This window comes from Phyllobacterium ifriqiyense, from assembly GCF_030817885.1.
GTDB lineage: Bacteria > Pseudomonadota > Alphaproteobacteria > Rhizobiales > Rhizobiaceae > Phyllobacterium > Phyllobacterium ifriqiyense.
On record NZ_JAUSZT010000003.1, the window covers coordinates 143,642 to 162,936 of the forward strand.

The following is a 19,295-nucleotide window of genomic DNA, read 5'->3' on the forward strand; positions in this document are numbered from 1 at the left end:
TCGCGACCGGTAGTTGTCCATGAATGCAAGATGAACAGCGCCTTCACACCGCATACAGGCGGGTAGTGGAATGCTGCATCTTTCGAATTCGGTCGCCATGGCCGAAAAAACGATGATCGCGCCACAAAAGGTTGCCATAAAATGGGAACAGGTTGCGGTTAAGAACATTTGACGTGTTTCAAGCTTTTGAAATGCGAGACAGGGATGGACATGAAACGGACAGCACTTTTTTTCGCCTCAACAGCAATTCTCTTTTCGTCGCCGCATGCGATGGCGGAGCAACCCGCTTTGAACAGGCCGTATATTTCATCGAACACCAATGATCCCCAAATGTTGCTCGCTCAAGTTGAAGAGCAACAGCCTGAAGCTGAAGCAACTGAAGAGCCTGTCAAGAAAAAGCGCCCGGTTGAGGAACAAGTAGACGATGTCAAGCAGCGCGCGACCGAAGAGTCCGATGCAGCTGCCGAGTCACAAAAGCAGGCCGCAGAGCAGGCAAAAGAGCAAGCCGATCAGGCCGCAAAGGATGCCGAAGCGGAAGCCTCTGCCAAGGCAGAACAAGCCCAACGGGATGCCCAAGCCGAATCTGACAAAGCTGCGGAGAAGCAAAAGGCAATCGAATCGGAGGCTAAACAAAAGGCGGCTGATGAAGCTGCGGCCGTGGAATCTGCACAAAAGAAGGCTGCCAAGGATGCCGAACAGGCTAAACGCGATGCTCAGGCCGAAGCTGATAAGGCGGCCGAAGAGCAGAAAGCTGTAGGAGAAGCTGCACGCGCGAAGGCGGCAGAAGAATCTGAAGCGGTCAAAGCAACCGAGAAAGAAACTGCCAAGGAAGCGGAAAAGGCTAAGAAAGCTGCTCAACATGAAACTGACAAGGCAGCAGAAGCCCAAAAATTAGCTGAAGAAGAAGCACGGAAAAAAGCAGACAGTGCTCAGAAAGCTGCCGAGAAACAGACAGATCAGGCCGCCGAAGAAGCCAAGAAGGCTGCAGACAAAGCAGCCAAGGAAACGCCCGCCCAGCAAACCTCACCCGAAGCCGTCGAACAGAAATCTCCTGTTGAAACGACGCCTAGCCAGCCTACGGGCGAAACTCCGGCAGTACCCTCGCAGGAGGCTACGCCTGTAACGCCAGACCAAAGTGCAAAGCCTGCCGATGGAACCACCGAAGCTCCTTCGGGACAGGCAGCTAAACCGGAACAACAGGAAGCATCGCCGCTTCCAGAAAATGCAGCACCTGTGCTCGATAGCGATAAGCCCCGGAAGGGCCGTCGCGGAGAAAAGGGCAGCAAACAGGGCCAAGCTACAGGCGAAGCTTCACAGGAGCAGCCAGCCAGCCAAACACCGGAAACTGCTCCCGTCGCGCCGCCAAAAACTGACGCAGATGTTCAGCAAGAACTTGCTCCGGTCAAGATCGAGCCAGTACGAACAGAAAAAGGCGTACGCACCAAGGAACCTAGACGGGATGAACGTCCCGATGACGTACAGGTTATCAAGCAGTTTGATAATCGCACGATTGTCGAAGTGAATAATAATATCTTCGTTGAAAGTTCGGATCGCCCCCGCATGTCTCGGGACGCACAGGATGTGTATTACGAAGACTTGCCGCGCAATCGCACGCGAGAAACCATTATTCGTGAAAATGGCGTCCAAATCATAACGGTTCGCAATCGGTATGGAGATGTGATCCAACGCTCACGGCTGATGCCTGACGGACGTGAGGTGGTTCTTAGCTACGCGCCCGACTATGATCGCGAAGAACGCCTCGTGTGGCGCGATCCGGGTGACGATCTGCCACCCCTGCGTCTCACGATCCCTGTACGCGAATACATTATGGACGCGGAAGAAGTGCCCGAGGAAGAAGTCTACGAATTCTTCACTCAGCCTCCGGTCGAACGTGTCGAGCGTCTCTATTCCATAGACGAGGTAAAGCGCTCTGCACGTATCCGCGACAAAGTACGCCGTGTTGATCTCGACACCATCACCTTTCCTTTCGGTTCTGCCGAAATCGGTGAAGATCAGATCGCGCGTATTGAAAGCGTCGCGAAGGCCATGGCCCAGATCCTGAAGAAGAATCCTGCAGAGACATTCCTCATCGAAGGCCATACGGATGCCGTGGGTTCGGATCAGGCCAATCTCGTTCTGTCGGATAAACGGGCTGAATCAGTCGCACAGGCATTGACCAATGTCTTCGATATTCCGCCAGAGAACATGGCCACACAAGGTTATGGCGAGAACTATCTGAAGATTAAATCAGAGGGTCCTGAGCAACAGAATCGCCGTGTTGCAATCCGCAGGATCACGCCGTTGGTTGCCCCGATGGCAAGCAATAATTAATCCCTTTCGAAACAATCGGACCCGGGCAAAAGCCCGGGTTTTTTGCGTTTGCGCCTTGAGTTCACGCAGATGCTCGTTATTTGTTGTTTGAACCTGTACTTCTATCGGAATGAGCAAATGAAACGCATAGAAATCTTTATCGAAAACATCATCCTCGCTTCACGTTGGCTTCTGGTCGTCTTTTATCTCGGGCTGGCGATTGCACTGGCGATCTATGCTTTTTCTTTTGCCGGGAAGCTCGTCGATTTCGTCTCCAAAGTCATGATCCTGAACGAAACCGACACGATCCTCAAAATGCTCAGCCTTATCGATGCAGCCCTCGTTGCAAGTCTTGTGGTCATGGTCATCATTTCCGGTTACGAAAATTTCGTATCGCGGTTCGACCAAGCAGATGAAGTGCACTGGCTCGGTACAATCGACGCTGGATCACTTAAAATCAAAGTCGCATCGACCATCGTGGCGATTTCATCGATCCATCTGTTGCAGATATTCTTGAACCTGACGCAGTACAGCCACGACCAACTGATGTGGTTCACAATTATCCACCTTGCCTTCGTGTTTTCGGCCTTGTTCCTCGCCTATATCGACAAACTCATGGTCAAGGATAAAGGCGACAAAAAATCCCACGAGCCATCGCTCTGAACAAAAAAGCCCGGTCAGCCGGGCTTTTTTATTGCCAACACGTCTATGCCGCGTGTAAAGGACAAGCGTAGGTTGAACTTTCAGCCCTACCGTAAGCGTCTTACGTCAGGCAACGCATCTCCTCCGGTCTCTAACCGGCGTGGCTTTTATCGGCCAAGGATCGTTGCACATGAGACCGCATACTTACGGAAAAACCATGAACTATAATCAGAAACTGTCTTTTCGTCGCAAGTTGCCAGCGAAGTACATTGCTGTCATTACACCGCTTATTCTCTCGGTGCTCATGACTTTAGTGGTGTCATTCATTGCGACAGTAAAGAATCTCGGGCTTCACGCCGACCTGCCTTACAATTGGGTAACAGCTTGGGCCTTGTCGTGGGTTGTTGCATTTCCAACACTTTTAATGGTGCTGCCTGTCGTTCGTCGTATCGTCAGCATTATCTGTGACTCGCCCACCCGCTAATGCAAAACGGGATGGGTTTTCGCCCATCCCGTTCTCTATTTTTGCAGATAAGGATCGCTTAGCTGTCGAGGAAGCTGCGCAGCTTGCGCGAACGGCTCGGATGCTTGAGCTTGCGCAATGCTTTCGCCTCGATCTGACGAATGCGCTCACGCGTAACCGAAAACTGCTGTCCAACTTCTTCCAGCGTATGATCCGTATTCATGCCGATACCGAAACGCATACGCAGGACACGTTCTTCACGCGGTGTCAGTGATGCCAGCACCCGCGTAGTGGTATCGCGCAAGTTCGCCTGAATCGCAGCATCGATAGGCAGAAGCGCATTCTTATCCTCGATGAAATCACCGAGGTGCGAATCTTCTTCATCACCTACCGGTGTTTCGAGCGAGATTGGTTCCTTGGCAATCTTCAGGACCTTGCGCACCTTCTCAAGTGGCATAGCCAGCTTTTCAGCCAATTCTTCCGGTGTCGGTTCACGGCCGATTTCGTGCAGCATCTGGCGCGATGTACGAACGATCTTGTTGATCGTTTCAATCATGTGCACCGGAATACGGATTGTACGTGCCTGGTCGGCAATCGAACGGGTAATTGCCTGCCTGATCCACCATGTCGCATAGGTCGAGAACTTGTACCCACGGCGATACTCAAACTTATCGACCGCTTTCATCAAACCAATATTGCCTTCCTGAATAAGATCAAGGAACTGCAACCCGCGATTGGTGTACTTCTTGGCGATGGAAATGACGAGACGCAGATTTGCCTCAACCATTTCTTTCTTGGCAAGAGCGGCTTCGCGCTCACCCTTTTGCACCTGGTTGACGATGCGGCGGAATTCCGAAATGGAAATTGCAGTTTCCTGCGCCATATTCTGAATTTCGGTACGCAGATTTTTGATCGTCTCTTTTTCGTTCTTCGTGAACTCTTTCCAACCGCGTGTCGTCAGGTTGGAAACAGCCTTCAGCCAGTTCGGATCAAGTTCGTTGCCCTGATACTCTTTCAGAAAGTCTTCACGACGTACGCCATAAGACTCCGCAAGACGCAACAACCGACCCTCGTTCTGCACGAGACGCTTGTTGATGTCATAAAGTTGAGCCACCAGAGCTTCAATACGATTCTGGTTCAGCGACAGCGATTTCACTGCCTTGATCAGTTGGTCCTTGAGCTCCTTATAACGGCGCTCCTGGCTTGGTGACAACGAACCCGATGCAGCAAGGCGATTTTCAACTTGCTGATCCTGAAGCTTGCGAAGCTTTTTGTAAGTGTCAGCAATAACGTCAAGGGTTTCCATGACCTGCGGACGCAATTCGGCTTCCATCGCTGCAAGCGACAGATTGGCCTCATCATCCTCATCATCGTCGTCTTCGACCTGCGTATCGCCACCAACATTTGTAATGTCGTCATCATCGCGGCGGCTGCGCGAACGATCATTTCCTGGAGCAGGTCTTTCTTCTTCGACGCGCTCAATTACCGGTGCCTGCTTGGCTTCAGGGCCAGCATAGGTCGTCTCCAGATCAATGATTTCGCGCAGAAGAATCTGCGATTCATTCAGCGCTTCGCGCCAGATGATGATCGCCTGAAACGTCAGCGGGCTTTCACATAGGCCTGAGATCATAGTCTCACGACCAGCCTCGATACGCTTGGCGATCGCAATCTCGCCTTCACGCGACAAGAGCTCAACAGTGCCCATTTCACGCAAATACATGCGAACAGGGTCATCTGTGCGGTCAGTTGGTTCTTTCTTGGTGACAGTCGGAGCGACAGCCGTACCGGTCGACTCGGCGAGCTCGCGCGCATCGCTTTCATCATCGGCGCTATTATCCGCCTCTTCGGCGTCCGCGTCTTGCTCGTCATCCTCAACAACATTGATGCCCATATCGCTGAGCATCGCCATTGTGTCTTCGATCTGTTCTGAAGTGACCTCTTCGGATGGCAGAACTGCATTGAGTTCGTCCATCGTCACATAGCCGCGCTTCTTAGCGAGCTTGATCATCTTCTTGACAGCGTCATCGGAAAGGTCGAGAAGCGGACCGTCTGGCGCGCCTTCGCGCTCGACTTCTACTTCTTCATTTTCCTTTGCCTTCGTTGCCATATTCTATATCTCCAAGCGACATTCGCTTTTTTCATGCATGAGAACAACGAGTGCAGCAGCGCACCGGTTCCCCTACATCAATCAAGGTATTAAATGATCGACTAGCCGAAATCCTGTTAATGGCGGATTAACCCTGTTATTCCGGTGGCGAGCACGCTGCATATTTGTCGAATTTGCCGGTATTTCTGCAAAACCCACAAACATCAACGCAATATCTACAATTCTGCGCAATCTGATTCCGTCATTATTGACCCACGTCAACCCCGACTCAACTGATTCGGGTCAAAAAAGCGAATCAATTCGGTCAAAAACCCTTCGCGGAGCGTCCAGAGGGGATTCCAAACCCTTCGATCAGCGCCTCCGTAGCCTGCGCGTTACGGATATCGTTCTGTATATCGAGTAACCTGTTAAAGTTTTCCTCGGTCGCGTCAGCACCCAAAGCTACCCGCGCCAATTCTAGTTCTTTATGTAGTGCGCGAGCGCGCTGATGCAAGTGGATCGCCTGCCGCAAAGCTTCTCTGGCGTCCTCTTCTGCAGCTTCAGCAGAAGCAGACCATTCACGGTTGCGTCGGATAATAGCTTCAAGCGCCTCCACCAGCGTTGCCAATCCCTGATCCGCGATTGCCTTGCGCATCTCTGCTCCACTGGAGACATGATGCTCCGCCATCGCATCGAGCATAGCAGCATGAAAACGCTTCAGGTCCGGATGCTCCAATTCAAGATCAACAACCGTTTCAAAGTCATCTTCAATCAGACGGGGGTGGTTGAACAAGGTCATCAGAATAGCTGTTTCTCTAACAGGAAGCTTTGATGACGAGCGAGCGCCCAATGCCGACTTTGTCAGATTATCACTGACAGCAAACCGCCCGGTGGCAGCACCTTTTCCGCGAGAACCATATCTGGGCTGACCATAGGCATTCTGATTGTTGCCGCGCTCACCATTGTTACGTTGGTTAGGCCCGAAAAACTGCTGGATTCGCTCACGTACATCCTGGCCATAATGACGCCGGACATTCTCATCGGCAATCAAAGCAGTCATCTGTTTTAAGCGAGATTCAAGCTCGGCCCGACGTTCAGGCGTATCAAAGACACCGCTTGATGTCTCACGACTCCATAGCATGTCCGCCAAGGGGCGGGCATCATTAAGGACTTCCTGAAAAGCCTGTGGCCCTGACGACTTAACGAGGTCATCGGGATCTTTGCCTTCTGGCAGCACAGCAAAACGGAGCGAATATCCCGGCTTCAAAACCGGCAAAGCCAAGTCGATTGCCCTATGCGCCGCCTTTATGCCGGCACTGTCGCCGTCAAAACAAAGTACGGGCTCGGGTGACATTCGCCAAAGAAGACCCAGCTGATCCTCCGTCAGCGCTGTACCCAACGGCGCAACCGCATGTGTGAACCCCGCCTGCGCCAAGGCGATAACATCCATATATCCTTCCACCGCAATGACAGCTTTGGCTGGCTGTCCCGCTTGCGGCTGTGCTGCCTTGCGGGCGCGCAATGCGTTGAACAGAATTTTTCCTTTGTGGAAAAGCTCGGTTTCATTGGAGTTCATATATTTTGCGATGGCATTGGGAGCCAGCGCTCGCCCGCCAAAGGCAATGATACGCCCCCGTAAATCTTCAATCGGAAACATGATGCGATCACGAAAACGATCAAAGGAAACTGGCTTGTCATCGCCATATACCACCAAGCCGCAGGCTTCTATCTGATCCTTTGTAGCCCCTTTGCTGGCCAGATGTTCTTTCAGGGCATTACGGCTTTCCGGTGCATAGCCGAGACGGTAAGAGTGCTGCGTTGCAGCGCTGAGCCCGCGATCGCGCAAGTAAGCCCGTGCTTTTGCACCACCGGCCGCTTGCAACTGCTCCTCGAAAAACTTCGTTGCCATTTCCATGACATCATAGAGCGTGGCGCGCTTTGCCTCGCGTATCTCCATTTCGGCATCGCGCGCGGGCATGGGAACACCCGCCATATCTGCAACACGCTCGACCGCTTCCGGAAAGCTCAGGCCCTCAAGTTCAGTCAGAAAACGAAAATGATCGCCTGTGACCCCGCATCCGAAACAATGATACCGCCCTTTGCGATCCTCGCAGTGAAAGCTAGGTGATTTCTCGCCGTGAAATGGACAGCAGGCCCAGAAATCGCCTTTCTGGGCATTTGTCTTCTTGCGATCAAACGAAACGCGTGTCCCGATGACGCTGGATATCGGCACACGCTCCCTGATCTCGTCGAGAAAAGATGGCGGAAATCGCATATGAATGTTCGTTCTAAATTAAACTCTGCTGCGGGATATGGAGTGCTCAACACTCACGTCTGAGGTCCAGGTTCATTGTGCCTTAAATAAGACTGCTATGAAAGGCCTTCAAGCACTTCATCCCCGACTCATACTGTTCGATCAAAGCATGAAGGGATTTGGTTTTTACAAAGCCGGCAAATTATCAGCGTGTCAGGTCTGAATTATCTTCTGCCAGCGTATTTGTGCTAAGAACGACATATTTTTTCTTAGCCGGAACATATTTTTTTCGCTTTTTGAGTGATATCTTATATTAATAAATTGCAATCAAACTTGGCATGGTTGCTATTCTCGCTTCTCTCAACACGACAGGATTGTAGCAAGTGAACGGTTCCGCAATTTTGTTGCATTTGGCAGGTGCTGTAGCGCTCCTGCTCTGGGCAACACGAATGGTTCGAACAGGCGTCGAGCGCGCCTATGGCGAGCGCATGCGTCAAAGTCTACGCGGCGTCCTTCACAATCCCATTCTTGCTGTTCTCTGGGGCTTGATGCTTTCAATCGCATTGCAGAGTTCGACAGCAGTCAGCCTCCTTGTCGGGTCTTTCGTCGGTTCAGGCTTTGTCAGTGGCGTTGCAGGATTGATGGCCGTTCGCGGCGCTGAGGTCGGATCCGCTCTGGTCGTAAAGATTCTCAGCTTTGACCTAACTTTGCTGGTACCGCTCTGCCTTGTCGCGGGCACTGTAATCTTCATGTCCACGGAGCGCAGCAATTGGCGGCAGATTGGCCGCATTCTTGTTGGCATTGGTCTTTTGGTGCTTTCGCTGGAAATGACAGGGCAAGCGACCGAACCGCTACGCAACAGCGACTTGCTGCCCGTTATTGTTGGTTATCTCAGCACCGATCCGGTTACAGCATTTCTGCTTGCGGCGATCATGACCTGGCTATTCCACTCCAGCATTGCTGCCGTGCTTTTGCTGGTCACCTTTGCCTCGCGGGGTCTTATCCAGCCTGAGCTCGGAATTGTGATGATCTTTGGCGTAAATCTCGGGTCATCGTTCATTGCCCCCCTCCTCACTCGATCAGCTGCCCCACAGGCCCGGATCGTGCCGATGGGAAACCTGCTGATGCGGGGCGCTGGATCAATCGTGATCCTCATTCTCTTCATGACATTCAAACCCTCTATTGCCTTCCTTGGCTCGTCACCAGCGGACCAAGTCATCAACGGTCATATCTTGTTCAATATCATCATTCTGCTGGCGGGTGTCCCGCTGTCAGCACTGGTTTTACGCGTAACCAAGGCGGTTGTTGCGTTGAACGCACCTGTCGAGCAAGCGCCCTCTCTTGTTCAAGCAGAGCTCAGTGCTTTGGATGAAAGCGTGTTGGACACACCAAGCCTGGCACTGACAAATGCCACCCGGGAAACCGTGATGGTCTGCGAAACTGTGGAAATAATGCTTCGCGGCGTTATCGCGCTTTATGAAAACCCGGAACAGGATCGCATCAACGAACTATCGATGCTTGACGATAAGGTGGACCGCAAACATGCAGCCATCAAACTTTATCTGGCCAAACTAACAACGAGAAAACTGTCCGAATTCGAGGTGGCCCGTGCTCAGGAATTATTGGGTGCCTGCGTCAAGCTTGAACAGGTGGGCGACATCATTGTCCGCAATATGCTCGCCCTTGTTCAGAAAAAAATGGATCGCAAACTTAAATTTACTGATGAAGGCTGGCTGGAACTCAGCAACTTCCACGCAAAAGTATTGGTTAATGCCCGTATGGCTTTCAATGTGCTGGTATCTCGCGATCGGGAAACCGCACATCAGCTGGTTTTGGAAAAGGACCACCTGCGTGACCTGGAAAAGCAGAGCAGTCAACGCCACTTCAGTAGATTGCGTGAAGGGACAGTCCGTAGCCTGGAAACCAGCTCAATTCATCTCGACACCATACGAGACCTCAAGCAGATTAACTCGCTACTCGCATCCATGGCCTATCCTGTCCTTGAAGAACAGGGTCTGTTGAACACAACGCGTCTGCGGGCGTTGCACAGCTGAGCGAATGGAACTTGTTAATAATTACGATGAATGTGGGTATTTGAACCGATGAAAGCTCCCATTGCCGAGCCAATGAGGAGCCCAAGCAACATGTTGCCCATAACAGTTTCGCCAATGCCTGCGCCTATCGACAGGCCCGCAACTATTCCGATTATGGTAGACCAGCTATGTTCTTTCATATCAGCCTCCGTTTTTATTAACCATAAACGTAAGTGCGTCGTTTCGGTTCCATCCGCTTGCGCGCACAGCGCTTAGCACACGCAATAGGAAGCAGCCGATGCTTATGTTTAAACCAATGCGCGCGGACGACTATTCGGATTTTCTGGATTATTTCATCGCCGACTACGCGACGGAGATTGCGGCCAATTATGGCCTTGAGCATTCTGTTGCAAAAGATCGCGCTATCGATGAAATCAATCACGATTTGGAACAGGGCATTGATACGCCCGGGCACAGTTTGGTCTGTCTCGTCGATTTGCAAGCGAACACCGAACGTGTCGTGGGTTATCTTTGGTATAAAGTAGATACAAAAATGGGGGAGATTCATATTTGCGACTTCTACGTTTTTCCATCCGAGCAGGGCAAGGGGCACGGTAAACAAGCACTAAGGCTTCTTGAAAATGAGGCGGTAAAGGCAGGGGTTCGGCAAATCAAATTACGGGTTGCCGCCAATAATCCTCGTGCGAAAAATCTTTATGATGCCTGTGGGTTCCACGTGACAGGCATCAATATGAGCAAACAAATTGCCGCTTTGGAGAGAAGCGATGGCCGAAACGGATGATGTGACGAAGGGCCTTCATGATGCCGAGCGGAAGCTGCTCCAGCAGCTACGCACGGTTCGCCGCAGAATACGAAGCCACAAACCGGCGGAAATAGAAGACCAGCTTACTCGTGGTCAAAGAATTGCGGATGCTGTTGCTGCGACCATGGGCTCATGGAAATTCATCATTATCCAGACCACAATATTGTTCTTTTGGATTGTGCTGAACGTTACCGCCGATGTGCGGGAGTGGGATCCTTACCCCTTTATCCTCCTCAATCTGGCTCTGTCATTTCAGGCAGCCTATGCTGCACCATTCATTATGATGAGCCAAAACAGGCAACAGGATATAGACCGGAAAGAAGCCGCCAACGACTATAAGATCAACATCAAGGCTGAGCTCGAAATTGAGCTTCTTCATGAGAAGATTGAACTAATGCACCAGAAAATAGATGAACTTTGCGAGCGGGAAGTCGTGCATTTGAGAAAAGCCGCAAGAGGCCTGCAACCTGGCAAACGCGATTCCGAAGAAGGCTAAAACAAAAAAGGACCGCTGCGGGAGGAGGTGCAGCGGTCCTGATTGTAAATGTACCGCGGGAGGAGGTGCAGTACATTCGACGTTGGGATATCTGGGAGGAAAGAGCCCAACAAGTTCAAGATAGCAAAGCCTAAAATTTTTGCTACCTTCAAATATGCATAATAGCTATGCAAATAGTTGCATACCATATCGCACCGGTTGCGCTTCCCACCGCTGACTGCTAGTCGAATAGCGACTACCACGTCTCTTTTGGAGCAGCACAAATGGGTGCACAGAAAACCTCGGACAAGTAAGCCGCAGCAACCTTTCGTTGTTGCGGCGCATCTGTCAGACCATCCATCATTTTGATCGCAGGCAGACGCCGCCAAATGAATTCATTTAGCGGACATATAATCATGCCTATCAAACGACAAATCTGGGCTTACTCGCTCCCGGCTACCCTCCTGCTGATGGCGCCATTTGACATTCTGGCTTCACTTGGAATGGACATTTACCTTCCCGTCGTTCCTGCAATGCCAAGAAATTTGGGAACGACTTCAAACGTCATCCAGCTCTCCCTTAGTCTTTACATGGTTCTTTTAGGACTTGGACAAATCGTGTTCGGACCTTTATCCGACAGGATCGGCAGGCGGCCGATCCTGCTTACAGGTGCCCTGCTTTTTACCGGAGCATCATTTTGCCTCGCCCTCTCGTCCACGCCACTGCCCTTCCTGCTGTTTCGAACTCTACAGGCAATCGGCGCATCGGCGGTATTGGTCGCCACATTTGCCACGGTTCGAGATGTCTATGGTGAACGACCGGAAAGCACGATCATCTATGGGATGTTTACGTCAATGCTCGCATTCGTGCCGGCACTTGGTCCCATCGCAGGCGCCCTCATTGCGAACATGCTCGGCTGGAGGGCTATATTCTTGGCACTGGGTTGTATCGGAATATTTGCGGGCTTGAGGGCTGTTTTCATGTGGCACGAAACCAGCCCGCCTCAACGATCCTCAAAGGACAGGTCGATCTTCCCCGTCTTGGGCAGTTTGACATTCTGGACCTATACACTGGGATTCAGTGCAGCAATGGGAGCATTCTTTGTATTCTTCTCAACAGCGCCGAGAGTTCTGATTAACAATGCGAAGTATAGCGAAATTCATTTCAGCCTTATCTTCGCAACTGTTGCAGTCGTGATGATCATTACCGGCTATTTCGTTAAACACGTCGTCGCCAGATGGGGCATTGCGGGCTGTTTAATACGAGGAATGCTGACAATTATTACCGGAGCGATTGTGCTTTTTATCAACCAGCTGTTTTTCGCCCTATCATTTGCGAGCTTTGTTTTGCCGATGTGGATTATCGCTGCTGGCATCGTGCTGACGGGATCGGTTACAGCGAATGGCGCCCTCGCCGATTTTGCTGATAGGGCTGGCTCCGCTGTAGCCTACTACTTCTGCATTCAAAGTCTGATCACGGGGCTTGTAGGAACCAGCGTGGTAGTTTTGTTTGACGGGGGCACCCCCCTGCCATTGGTGGTCTACTGCCTGCTGCTTCCCATAATCGTGCTGTCAGCACTCGTCTTACAGCGCCGTGCATTTCTAAAAAACACCATGTGACCGAAAATAAAAAGGGCGAAAGACCGAAGTCTTTCGCCCTTCATTGGGTCAAACCCAAGCGGTAACTCAATTGCTACTGCAATATTTCCTTCACGATGCCACTGGCTTTGCTGAAGTCCATTTGCCCAGCATATTTCTCTTTAAGAGCGTTCATGCACTTACCCATATCGCGCAGCCCACCAGCGCCAATTTCGCCGATTACCTGCGTACAGGCATTGCGTATGTCAGACTCACAAAATTGCTTGGGCATGAAATCACGAATGATCTCGATTTCTTCACGCTCCTGTTCAGCCAGCTCAAGCCTGTTACCTTCTTCGTACATCTTCGCAGATTCTTCGCGCTGCTTGATCATCTTCGCCAGAATTACGCTGATTTCATCACCGCTAACCGGATCTTTCCCGATTCCGCGATTTACAATGTCACGATCTTTGATGGCTGCCATGATCAGGCGTAGCGTGGAGACGCGGCGTTTGTCCTGAGATTTGATGGCTGTATTCAGTGCCCCGGCGATTGTATCGCGCATGGCCGTATTCTCCTGTTATGCGCCCACACTAGTCGTCGCTTCGAGCGAAATCAACAATGGCGCCATGTCATCCACGACATGAATTACCACCAAGTGCTCGTCTTGCAATTGACCGAAGGCGTTGCTTTGTTTATGGACTGGGACTTAGCCAGACATTTTTATTGTTGCTGCGGTGGATGATTACCCAACCATCGCGCTCAGCCACGTCATATGGGATATTCGAGGACATTTTTCAATGGCCCCCTTTATCCAGTGCGACGCTAGCTCATTCAGGAGTACCGCATGACAGCCACATCAATAGAAGCAGGTACGCAAGCAAAAACTGCGGCTTGGTCCGAAGTAAAGCCCACAGCCTTGCTCGTGCTGGCTGACGGCACGGTTATTGAAGGCAAAGGTCTCGGCGCTACGGGCATTTGCGAAGCTGAAGTCTGCTTCAACACTGCTTTGACAGGCTACGAAGAAATCCTCACGGACCCCTCCTATGCCGGTCAGATTGTCACGTTTACGTTTCCGCATATTGGCAATGTCGGCGCAAACAATGAAGACATTGAAGACCTTACGCCGGCAAAGCGCGCCGGTGCTGTTGGAGCAGTATTCAAAGCCGATATCACTTCGCCATCAAGCTATCGATCGGTCGATCATCTGGATGCTTGGTTGAAAGCACGGGGTGTTATCGCCCTTGCCGGTGTCGATACGAGGGCCTTGACGGCGCTCATCCGCGAAAAGGGCATGCCCAACGCCGTAATTGCACATGATCCTGACGGCAAATTCGATATTCCGGCGCTCAAAGCGCGCGCTGCTTCGTGGCATGGATTGTTGGATCTCGATCTCGCCAAGGATGTTACATCCGGACAAAGCTCGGTTTGGACCGAAAAGCCATGGGTTTGGGATCAGGGCTTTGCTGAACAGTCCGCACCAGAGTTTCACGTCGTTGCCATTGATTACGGTATCAAGCGGAATATTCTGCGCCTAATCGCAGGACTTGGTGCAAAGATAACAATTCTCCCCGCGACAGCGACCTCCGAAGATGTCCTTGCCTATAATCCAGATGGAATTTTTCTCTCCAATGGTCCCGGCGATCCTGCGGCAACCGGAAAATACGCTGTCCCAACAATCAAAGAGCTGATTAAAACTGACATCCCGGTTTTTGGTATATGTCTTGGACATCAGATGCTGGCATTGGCGCTTGGTGGCGACACCAAGAAAATGCATCAAGGCCATCACGGGGCGAATCATCCAGTTCGCGATGACACAACCGGCAAGGTTGAGATTGTATCCATGAATCATGGTTTTGCTGTTGATGCAGCCTCCTTCCCCGACAATGTCGAAGAAACCCATGTCTCGCTCTTTGATGGCAGCAATTGCGGTCTGCGGCTAACTGGACGTCCTGTATTTTCGGTTCAGCACCATCCCGAAGCATCTCCCGGTCCCCAGGACTCACACTATCTTTTCCGCCGGTTTTTCAATCTGATCCGGCAGAAGAAGGGCATGGAGTTACTATCGGAGCGTGATCACGCCGCTTAGTCAACGTCCTCTCCGGTACTCGCCTTTAGAATTGCAAACCATTGTTGGCGACTGAGCTCGATATCCAGCGCAGTCGCCATTGTTTTTAGTCTATCAATCTTCAGGCTTCCAAGAACGGGGATTAAGCTGGCGGGGTGACGCAGCAGCCAAGCAATGGCAATTGCCGAAATATCTGTATTATCCAATTGCGAAGCAATATCTCTCAGAGCAGCGCGGAGTCGTACCTCTTGCACGCCCTCGCCTGTGAAAAGACTGCCGCCGCCAAGCGGTGACCAGATCATCGGCGCATATCTCAATCTTTGGGCGTGGTCGAGGCTTCCATCCGTCAAAGGCGAAACATATTTGACAGAAAATTCGATTTGGTTGGTGACCAGCGGGAATGGCAATCTTGATGCCAGAAGATCAAACTGATGCGGCAGAAAGTTTGATACGCCGACCGCACGGACTTTGCCAGCCTTGACTACATCTTCCAGACCCCGGGCTGTATCATCGGCATCCATCAAGGGATCGGGCCGATGCAGTAACAGCACGTCAATATAATCCGTATGTAAGTTTTTCAGCGACCGCTCCACGGAAGCCCGAATGTGCGCCGAGCTCGTATCATAGTGCTTAATGCGATTTTCAGGGCGGGCGCCCGATATCAGCATAATGTCGCATTTGGTAATCAGCTCAATTGTATCACGGCTGCCGCCCCACCTTTGTAATCCGGCACCAAAAGCCTCTTCCACACCATAATTCCCATAAATATCAGCGTGGTCGAAACTCGTAATACCGATGTCAATTGCACCATGAACTAGCCTGGCGACACTATCAGCATCAGATCGTTCAAGGTCGCTGAGCAACCTCCATGCGCCAAGGACCAATCGGGATAGGCTCAAACTACCCAACGAGATACGTGTTTCATAGGACATGCTGATTTCCTGCAAATGATTATGGCTCGTCTAGTTTAAAGCCTCACCACGGGAGGACAAGGGTACACCGTCCCTTGACAAAGAACTGATAATGTACCAATAGGTACACACATTACCATTTGGTACAAAAGGAGAAATCAAATGTCAGAGCAACGTCCGCCTTTTCCACCCTTTACGCACAACACTGCGATCCAAAAGGTTCGGGCTGCGGAAGACGGTTGGAACGGACGCAATCCTGAGCGCGTGGCGCTGGCTTACACACAGGATAGCTATTGGCGGAACAGATCAACATTCTTATGTGGCCGCGCCGAAATCGTCGCCTTCCTGCAAGAAAAGTGGAAGCGAGAATTGGAATACCGCCTGATCAAAGAACTTTGGGCGTTTTCGGGCAACCGGATAGCAGTGCGTTTTGCATATGAGTATCACAACGATTCTGGCAATTGGTTTCGCGCCTATGGCAATGAAAACTGGGAGTTTGACGAAAATGGCCTGATGCAGAAACGCTATGCTTCCATCAATGATCTTGCAATCAAAGAGGCAGATCGGAAGTTCTTGTGGGATCAAACTGGTCCACGTCCGATTGGACATCCGGGATTATCGGAACTCGAGCTGTAATATGGTCAAAACTGTCTCCGAACGCTCTGACGTTGTTCCGGTGCTTGCCGAAATCTTTCGGGAACACGGCTTTGAAGGGGCAAGTCTTTCAATCATCACCGAAAAGACCGGGCTTGGAAAAGGTAGCCTTTACTACTTCTTTCCAGGCGGAAAAACCGAAATGGCACAGGCCGTCCTCGCGGAGATAGAAGGTTGGTTTGAAAAGCAGATTTACAGCCCATTGCGCGAAGCCGCCGACTCTCAAACTGCGATACGGATGATGTGCGCCGCGGTAATTGAATACTTCAAGTCCGGCCGCCGCATCTGTCTCGTTGGTGCGCTTGCTCTCGACAATGTCCGTGATCGCTTCGCGTTACAGATCAATAATTACTTCGCGGCATGGATTGCTGCACTCAATAAGGCTTTGCAGAAGCTTGGGCACGATCCAGAAGTGGCCGCAGCTCTCGCTGAAGAAGCTATAATAGACATTCAGGGCGCGTTGGTAATAGCTCGCGCGCTTAACAACCCGTCCGTATTTGAGCGGGCCATGATCCGCATAGAAAAGCAGCTAACCACTTAAAGCAAGTTTGCTTATAGAGATCGGTCAAATTGATACCGCGACAGAAGTCACTTTATGTAATGCGTTGGAACTGCTGTAGTGGATTTCAACGTTTCCATTGAAACTGATGCTGAGATGTCAAAAAATTCCACCTTTTCGACCAATGACTTATATATTTCGTCATAAGCTTCCACACGTGGCAGAACGAGCTTTAATATATAATCGATAGTGCCGGTCATGCGATGCACCTCGACAATTTCCGGTATGTCGGAAATTGCCGCGCGAAACTGTTCCAGCCATTCCGCCGAGTGGCGCGCCGTACGAATGATAACAAACATGGTCGTTGGTAATCCGGCCAGAGGCCGATCTACCAGAGCAACGCGGCGCTGGATATACCCCTCCTCTTCCAGGCGCTGGATGCGACGGGAACACGCGGAAATGGAAAGGTTCACTCTGTTAGCGAGATCGGATACGCCCACAGAGGCATTTTCTTGCAGAATATCCAGAATCTTGCGATCGCGATCGTCGATCATCTATAAATCCCAACAAATTTATCGCGTGGTATTAGATATTTACGCGCAATATTTGCGCCAACATATCTGAATTTTAAAAACTATGCGAACACATTGTGCGCTGCAACCTCTATCCTCCGGCTAGGGAAAATGAGGGATCTATCATGCGCACCATTGGACTGATTGGCGGGATGAGCTGGGAAAGCACTGCGGTTTATTATCGTCAGATCAATGAGGAAATCCGCGGACATCTTGGCGGATTATCATCTGCAAAAATCGCCCTCCAATCGCTGGATTTTTCCGAAGTTGTCGCCTTGCAAAAGAGCGACCGCTGGGATGATGCTGCTGCGCTTCTGTCGGATGCAGCCAGCCGCCTTGAAGCGGCAGGAGCAGATTGCATCCTAATCTGCACAAACACGATGCATCTTGTTGCCGACGCCGTTGCTGCTGCTGTCAGTATTCCGCTCATTGATATCAGGCACGAAACAGGCCGCACTTTATCAGCCGCAGGCAAGAAGCGCCCGCTTCTATTGGCTACACGCTATACGATGGAGCACGGCTTTTACGCGGATTATTTGCACAATAATTTCCAGATCGACCTCGCCGTCCCCAATGAAATTGACCGGGCCAAGATTCACTCCGTCATTTTTGACGAACTTTGCTGCGGCTTGGTCAAAGACGAGTCTCGCCATGCACTGGAGAAAATCGTTGCCCGTGGCAAAGAGGCTGGCGCTGATTGCGTAATTCTCGGTTGCACCGAAATTTGCTTATCGCTGACCGAAGATAATTTGGCGTTGCCGGTCTACGATTCAACAACCATACATTCGCAGGCAGCCGTTGCTTATGCATTGGGCAACAACGTCAAGAACAGAAAGAACGCGATCTAATCGCGTTCTTATCTAATTAAATACTACCGCTGAACGTATCGCAATTATCCAGCTTGCCGCTGTCAAATCCACGCTTAAACCATTTGCTGCGCTGGGCAGACGTTCCATGATTAAAGCTCTCTGGAACGACATAACCTTGAGTCTTGCGTTGCATAGTGTCATCGCCGATCTGTTGCGCAGCATTGAGTGCCTCGTCCAGATCGCCAACGTCAAGAATACCTTTCTGCTCGGTAAAGTGTCCCCATATACCGGCAAAACAGTCTGCCTGCAGTTCAACACGCACTGACATGGCATTGGCTTCCGCTTCGCTCATGTTCTGCCGCATTTGATTGAACTTGGGCAACACGCCAATCAAATTCTGTACGTGATGCCCAACCTCATGCGCCAGCACATAGGCTTGCGCGAAATCGCCCGATGCCCCGAACTTCTTATCCAGCTCGTCATAGAAGCTTAAATCGATATAAAGCTTCCGGTCGCCCGGGCAGTAGAAGGGACCGGACGCTGCGCTGGCAAAGCCACATGCGGAACGCACTTGATCACTGAACAGCACCATCGTTGGCGCTGGATAGGTTTGACCCTCAGCCTTGAAGATACCGCTCCAGACATCTTCCGTCTCTGCAAGAACTGTCTTGGCAAATTGTGTCGTCTCGTCGTTGTTTTTGACCGAGGTATCGCTCTGGGTTTGGCCCGGCACCAATTGCCCGCCACCAGAATCAACCAGTATCTGCATCGGATCAATATTGGTGCAGAATTTCAAAAAAAGAAAAATTGCAGCGAGGATGAGAATGCCGGAAAATCCACCACCGCCGGCCGTCCGCAATCCGGAACCGCCAGGAATACGAAATCTTCCGCCCCCTGGAAAACCGCCGCCGCCTTCGCCGCGTTGATCTTCAACATTGTCGCTCTGTCTACGCCCCTGCCAACGCATGTTCCGTCTCCCGATCGCTTGCCGATCCAAACCGGCTGATACGCTGTATGCACAACATCAATACGCGGCATTTGTTTCATGCGCGATGTTATTTTTCAACTTTTGCTTGCAGGAAGTGGCACATCAACTTTTGCGATGGAATGTTACGTTGT

At 51.1% G+C, this 19,295-nt stretch carries 18 protein-coding genes; 11 read left to right on the forward strand and 7 right to left on the reverse strand.

Annotated elements, in window-relative coordinates; all coding sequences use genetic code 11:
- Window positions 1–210: 210 nt before the first annotated feature.
- From QFZ34_RS08030 to QFZ34_RS08040, 3 genes are all read left to right on the forward strand, one after another.
- A complete protein-coding gene (locus QFZ34_RS08030; RefSeq protein ID WP_307279393.1) occupies window positions 211–2,331 on the forward strand; it encodes an OmpA family protein in 2,121 nt (706 codons plus the stop codon).
- Window positions 2,332–2,448: 117 nt separating this feature from the next.
- Window positions 2,449–2,973, forward strand: coding sequence for a TIGR00645 family protein (locus QFZ34_RS08035; protein WP_307279396.1), 525 nt, complete (start codon window positions 2,449–2,451; stop codon window positions 2,971–2,973).
- A gap of 169 nt (window positions 2,974–3,142) precedes the next feature.
- Window positions 3,143–3,436 carry a DUF2798 domain-containing protein gene (locus QFZ34_RS08040; protein ID WP_307279401.1) on the forward strand — a complete coding sequence of 98 codons (294 nt, stop codon included), beginning with the start codon at window positions 3,143–3,145 and terminating at the stop codon, window positions 3,434–3,436.
- 58 nt (window positions 3,437–3,494) lie between these two features.
- Here the strand turns inward: QFZ34_RS08040 and rpoD are convergent, their stop codons facing one another.
- Together rpoD and dnaG are read right to left on the reverse strand one after the other, a co-directional pair.
- Window positions 3,495–5,522: an RNA polymerase sigma factor RpoD gene (rpoD, locus tag QFZ34_RS08045; RefSeq protein ID WP_115052466.1), complete on the reverse strand. Its 2,028-nt coding sequence runs from the start codon at window positions 5,520–5,522 to the stop codon at window positions 3,495–3,497.
- A 304-nt stretch (window positions 5,523–5,826) separates the two neighbouring features.
- Window positions 5,827–7,776, reverse strand: coding sequence for a DNA primase (gene dnaG / locus QFZ34_RS08050; RefSeq protein WP_115052465.1), 1,950 nt, complete (start codon window positions 7,774–7,776; stop codon window positions 5,827–5,829).
- 362 nt (window positions 7,777–8,138) lie between these two features.
- Here dnaG and QFZ34_RS08055 point away from each other — a divergent pair, with 362 nt between their 5' ends.
- Window positions 8,139–9,809 carry a Na/Pi cotransporter family protein gene (locus tag QFZ34_RS08055; RefSeq protein WP_115052464.1) on the forward strand — a complete coding sequence of 557 codons (1,671 nt, stop codon included), beginning with the start codon at window positions 8,139–8,141 and terminating at the stop codon, window positions 9,807–9,809.
- Window positions 9,810–9,823: 14 nt separating this feature from the next.
- Here the strand turns inward: QFZ34_RS08055 and QFZ34_RS08060 are convergent, their stop codons facing one another.
- The gene (locus tag QFZ34_RS08060; RefSeq protein WP_162802461.1) at window positions 9,824–9,988 is read right to left on the reverse strand and encodes a hypothetical protein; all 165 of its coding nucleotides are present in this window, start codon (window positions 9,986–9,988) and stop codon (window positions 9,824–9,826) included.
- A 98-nt stretch (window positions 9,989–10,086) separates the two neighbouring features.
- On the opposite strand from QFZ34_RS08060, the gene QFZ34_RS08065 reads away from it, so the two are divergent.
- From QFZ34_RS08065 to cml, 3 genes are all read left to right on the forward strand, one after another.
- A complete protein-coding gene (locus QFZ34_RS08065) occupies window positions 10,087–10,590 on the forward strand; it encodes a GNAT family N-acetyltransferase (RefSeq protein WP_307279409.1) in 504 nt (167 codons plus the stop codon).
- Window positions 10,574–11,107: a DUF1003 domain-containing protein gene (locus QFZ34_RS08070; RefSeq protein ID WP_307279413.1), complete on the forward strand. Its 534-nt coding sequence runs from the start codon at window positions 10,574–10,576 to the stop codon at window positions 11,105–11,107. The genes QFZ34_RS08065 and QFZ34_RS08070 overlap by 17 nt, the downstream gene beginning before the upstream one ends.
- Window positions 11,108–11,502: 395 nt before the next feature.
- On the forward strand, window positions 11,503–12,705 hold the full coding sequence (cml, locus tag QFZ34_RS08075) for a CmlA/FloR family chloramphenicol efflux MFS transporter (RefSeq protein ID WP_307279415.1): 1,203 nt from the start codon (window positions 11,503–11,505) through the stop codon (window positions 12,703–12,705).
- A gap of 73 nt (window positions 12,706–12,778) precedes the next feature.
- Here the strand turns inward: cml and QFZ34_RS08080 are convergent, their stop codons facing one another.
- Complete coding sequence (locus tag QFZ34_RS08080) at window positions 12,779–13,228, reverse strand: GatB/YqeY domain-containing protein (RefSeq protein ID WP_307279417.1); 450 nt, start codon at window positions 13,226–13,228, stop codon at window positions 12,779–12,781.
- A gap of 282 nt (window positions 13,229–13,510) precedes the next feature.
- Between QFZ34_RS08080 and carA the strand changes: the two genes are divergently transcribed.
- Window positions 13,511–14,752 (forward strand): glutamine-hydrolyzing carbamoyl-phosphate synthase small subunit, encoded by a 1,242-nt coding sequence (gene carA / locus QFZ34_RS08085; RefSeq protein ID WP_115052459.1) that lies wholly within the window; start codon window positions 13,511–13,513, stop codon window positions 14,750–14,752.
- Here carA and QFZ34_RS08090 read toward each other — a convergent pair.
- Entirely contained in the window at window positions 14,749–15,663 is a 915-nt protein-coding gene (locus QFZ34_RS08090) for an aldo/keto reductase (RefSeq protein WP_307279421.1), read from the reverse strand. The two genes, carA and QFZ34_RS08090, sit on opposite strands and share 4 nt — an antisense overlap.
- A 141-nt stretch (window positions 15,664–15,804) precedes the next feature.
- On the opposite strand from QFZ34_RS08090, the gene QFZ34_RS08095 reads away from it, so the two are divergent.
- A complete protein-coding gene (locus QFZ34_RS08095; protein WP_307279424.1) occupies window positions 15,805–16,278 on the forward strand; it encodes a nuclear transport factor 2 family protein in 474 nt (157 codons plus the stop codon).
- Between the two features lies 1 nt (window position 16,279).
- Window positions 16,280–16,837: a TetR/AcrR family transcriptional regulator gene (locus QFZ34_RS08100; RefSeq protein ID WP_115052456.1), complete on the forward strand. Its 558-nt coding sequence runs from the start codon at window positions 16,280–16,282 to the stop codon at window positions 16,835–16,837.
- Window positions 16,838–16,884: 47 nt separating this feature from the next.
- Here the strand turns inward: QFZ34_RS08100 and QFZ34_RS08105 are convergent, their stop codons facing one another.
- Window positions 16,885–17,349 carry an Lrp/AsnC family transcriptional regulator gene (locus QFZ34_RS08105; RefSeq protein ID WP_307279428.1) on the reverse strand — a complete coding sequence of 155 codons (465 nt, stop codon included), beginning with the start codon at window positions 17,347–17,349 and terminating at the stop codon, window positions 16,885–16,887.
- Window positions 17,350–17,492: 143 nt separating this feature from the next.
- Here QFZ34_RS08105 and QFZ34_RS08110 point away from each other — a divergent pair, with 143 nt between their 5' ends.
- Complete coding sequence (locus QFZ34_RS08110; RefSeq protein ID WP_115052454.1) at window positions 17,493–18,215, forward strand: aspartate/glutamate racemase family protein; 723 nt, start codon at window positions 17,493–17,495, stop codon at window positions 18,213–18,215.
- Window positions 18,216–18,231: 16 nt separating this feature from the next.
- On the opposite strand, the gene ypfJ is transcribed toward QFZ34_RS08110, so the two are convergent.
- The gene (gene ypfJ, locus QFZ34_RS08115) at window positions 18,232–19,143 is read right to left on the reverse strand and encodes a KPN_02809 family neutral zinc metallopeptidase (RefSeq protein ID WP_115052453.1); all 912 of its coding nucleotides are present in this window, start codon (window positions 19,141–19,143) and stop codon (window positions 18,232–18,234) included.
- Window positions 19,144–19,295 lie beyond the last annotated feature (152 nt).

What these genes read in the sequence shown, in the direction of transcription:
- QFZ34_RS08030 (WP_307279393.1), top strand. Translation starts at nt 211, where the DNA reads ATGAAACGGACAGCACTTTTTTTCGCCTCAACAGCAATTCTCTTTTCG.
- QFZ34_RS08035 (WP_307279396.1), top strand. Translation starts at nt 2,449, where the DNA reads ATGAAACGCATAGAAATCTTTATCGAAAACATCATCCTCGCTTCACGT.
- QFZ34_RS08040 (WP_307279401.1), top strand. Translation starts at nt 3,143, where the DNA reads ATGAGACCGCATACTTACGGAAAAACCATGAACTATAATCAGAAACTG.
- rpoD (WP_115052466.1), bottom strand. Translation starts at nt 5,522, where the DNA reads ATGGCAACGAAGGCAAAGGAAAATGAAGAAGTAGAAGTCGAGCGCGAA.
- dnaG (WP_115052465.1), bottom strand. Translation starts at nt 7,776, where the DNA reads ATGCGATTTCCGCCATCTTTTCTCGACGAGATCAGGGAGCGTGTGCCG.
- QFZ34_RS08060 (WP_162802461.1), bottom strand. Translation starts at nt 9,988, where the DNA reads ATGAAAGAACATAGCTGGTCTACCATAATCGGAATAGTTGCGGGCCTG.
- QFZ34_RS08065 (WP_307279409.1), top strand. Translation starts at nt 10,087, where the DNA reads ATGCTTATGTTTAAACCAATGCGCGCGGACGACTATTCGGATTTTCTG.
- QFZ34_RS08070 (WP_307279413.1), top strand. Translation starts at nt 10,574, where the DNA reads ATGGCCGAAACGGATGATGTGACGAAGGGCCTTCATGATGCCGAGCGG.
- cml (WP_307279415.1), top strand. Translation starts at nt 11,503, where the DNA reads ATGCCTATCAAACGACAAATCTGGGCTTACTCGCTCCCGGCTACCCTC.
- QFZ34_RS08080 (WP_307279417.1), bottom strand. Translation starts at nt 13,228, where the DNA reads ATGCGCGATACAATCGCCGGGGCACTGAATACAGCCATCAAATCTCAG.
- carA (WP_115052459.1), top strand. Translation starts at nt 13,511, where the DNA reads ATGACAGCCACATCAATAGAAGCAGGTACGCAAGCAAAAACTGCGGCT.
- QFZ34_RS08090 (WP_307279421.1), bottom strand. Translation starts at nt 15,663, where the DNA reads ATGTCCTATGAAACACGTATCTCGTTGGGTAGTTTGAGCCTATCCCGA.
- QFZ34_RS08095 (WP_307279424.1), top strand. Translation starts at nt 15,805, where the DNA reads ATGTCAGAGCAACGTCCGCCTTTTCCACCCTTTACGCACAACACTGCG.
- QFZ34_RS08100 (WP_115052456.1), top strand. Translation starts at nt 16,280, where the DNA reads ATGGTCAAAACTGTCTCCGAACGCTCTGACGTTGTTCCGGTGCTTGCC.
- QFZ34_RS08105 (WP_307279428.1), bottom strand. Translation starts at nt 17,349, where the DNA reads ATGATCGACGATCGCGATCGCAAGATTCTGGATATTCTGCAAGAAAAT.
- QFZ34_RS08110 (WP_115052454.1), top strand. Translation starts at nt 17,493, where the DNA reads ATGCGCACCATTGGACTGATTGGCGGGATGAGCTGGGAAAGCACTGCG.
- ypfJ (WP_115052453.1), bottom strand. Translation starts at nt 19,143, where the DNA reads ATGCGTTGGCAGGGGCGTAGACAGAGCGACAATGTTGAAGATCAACGC.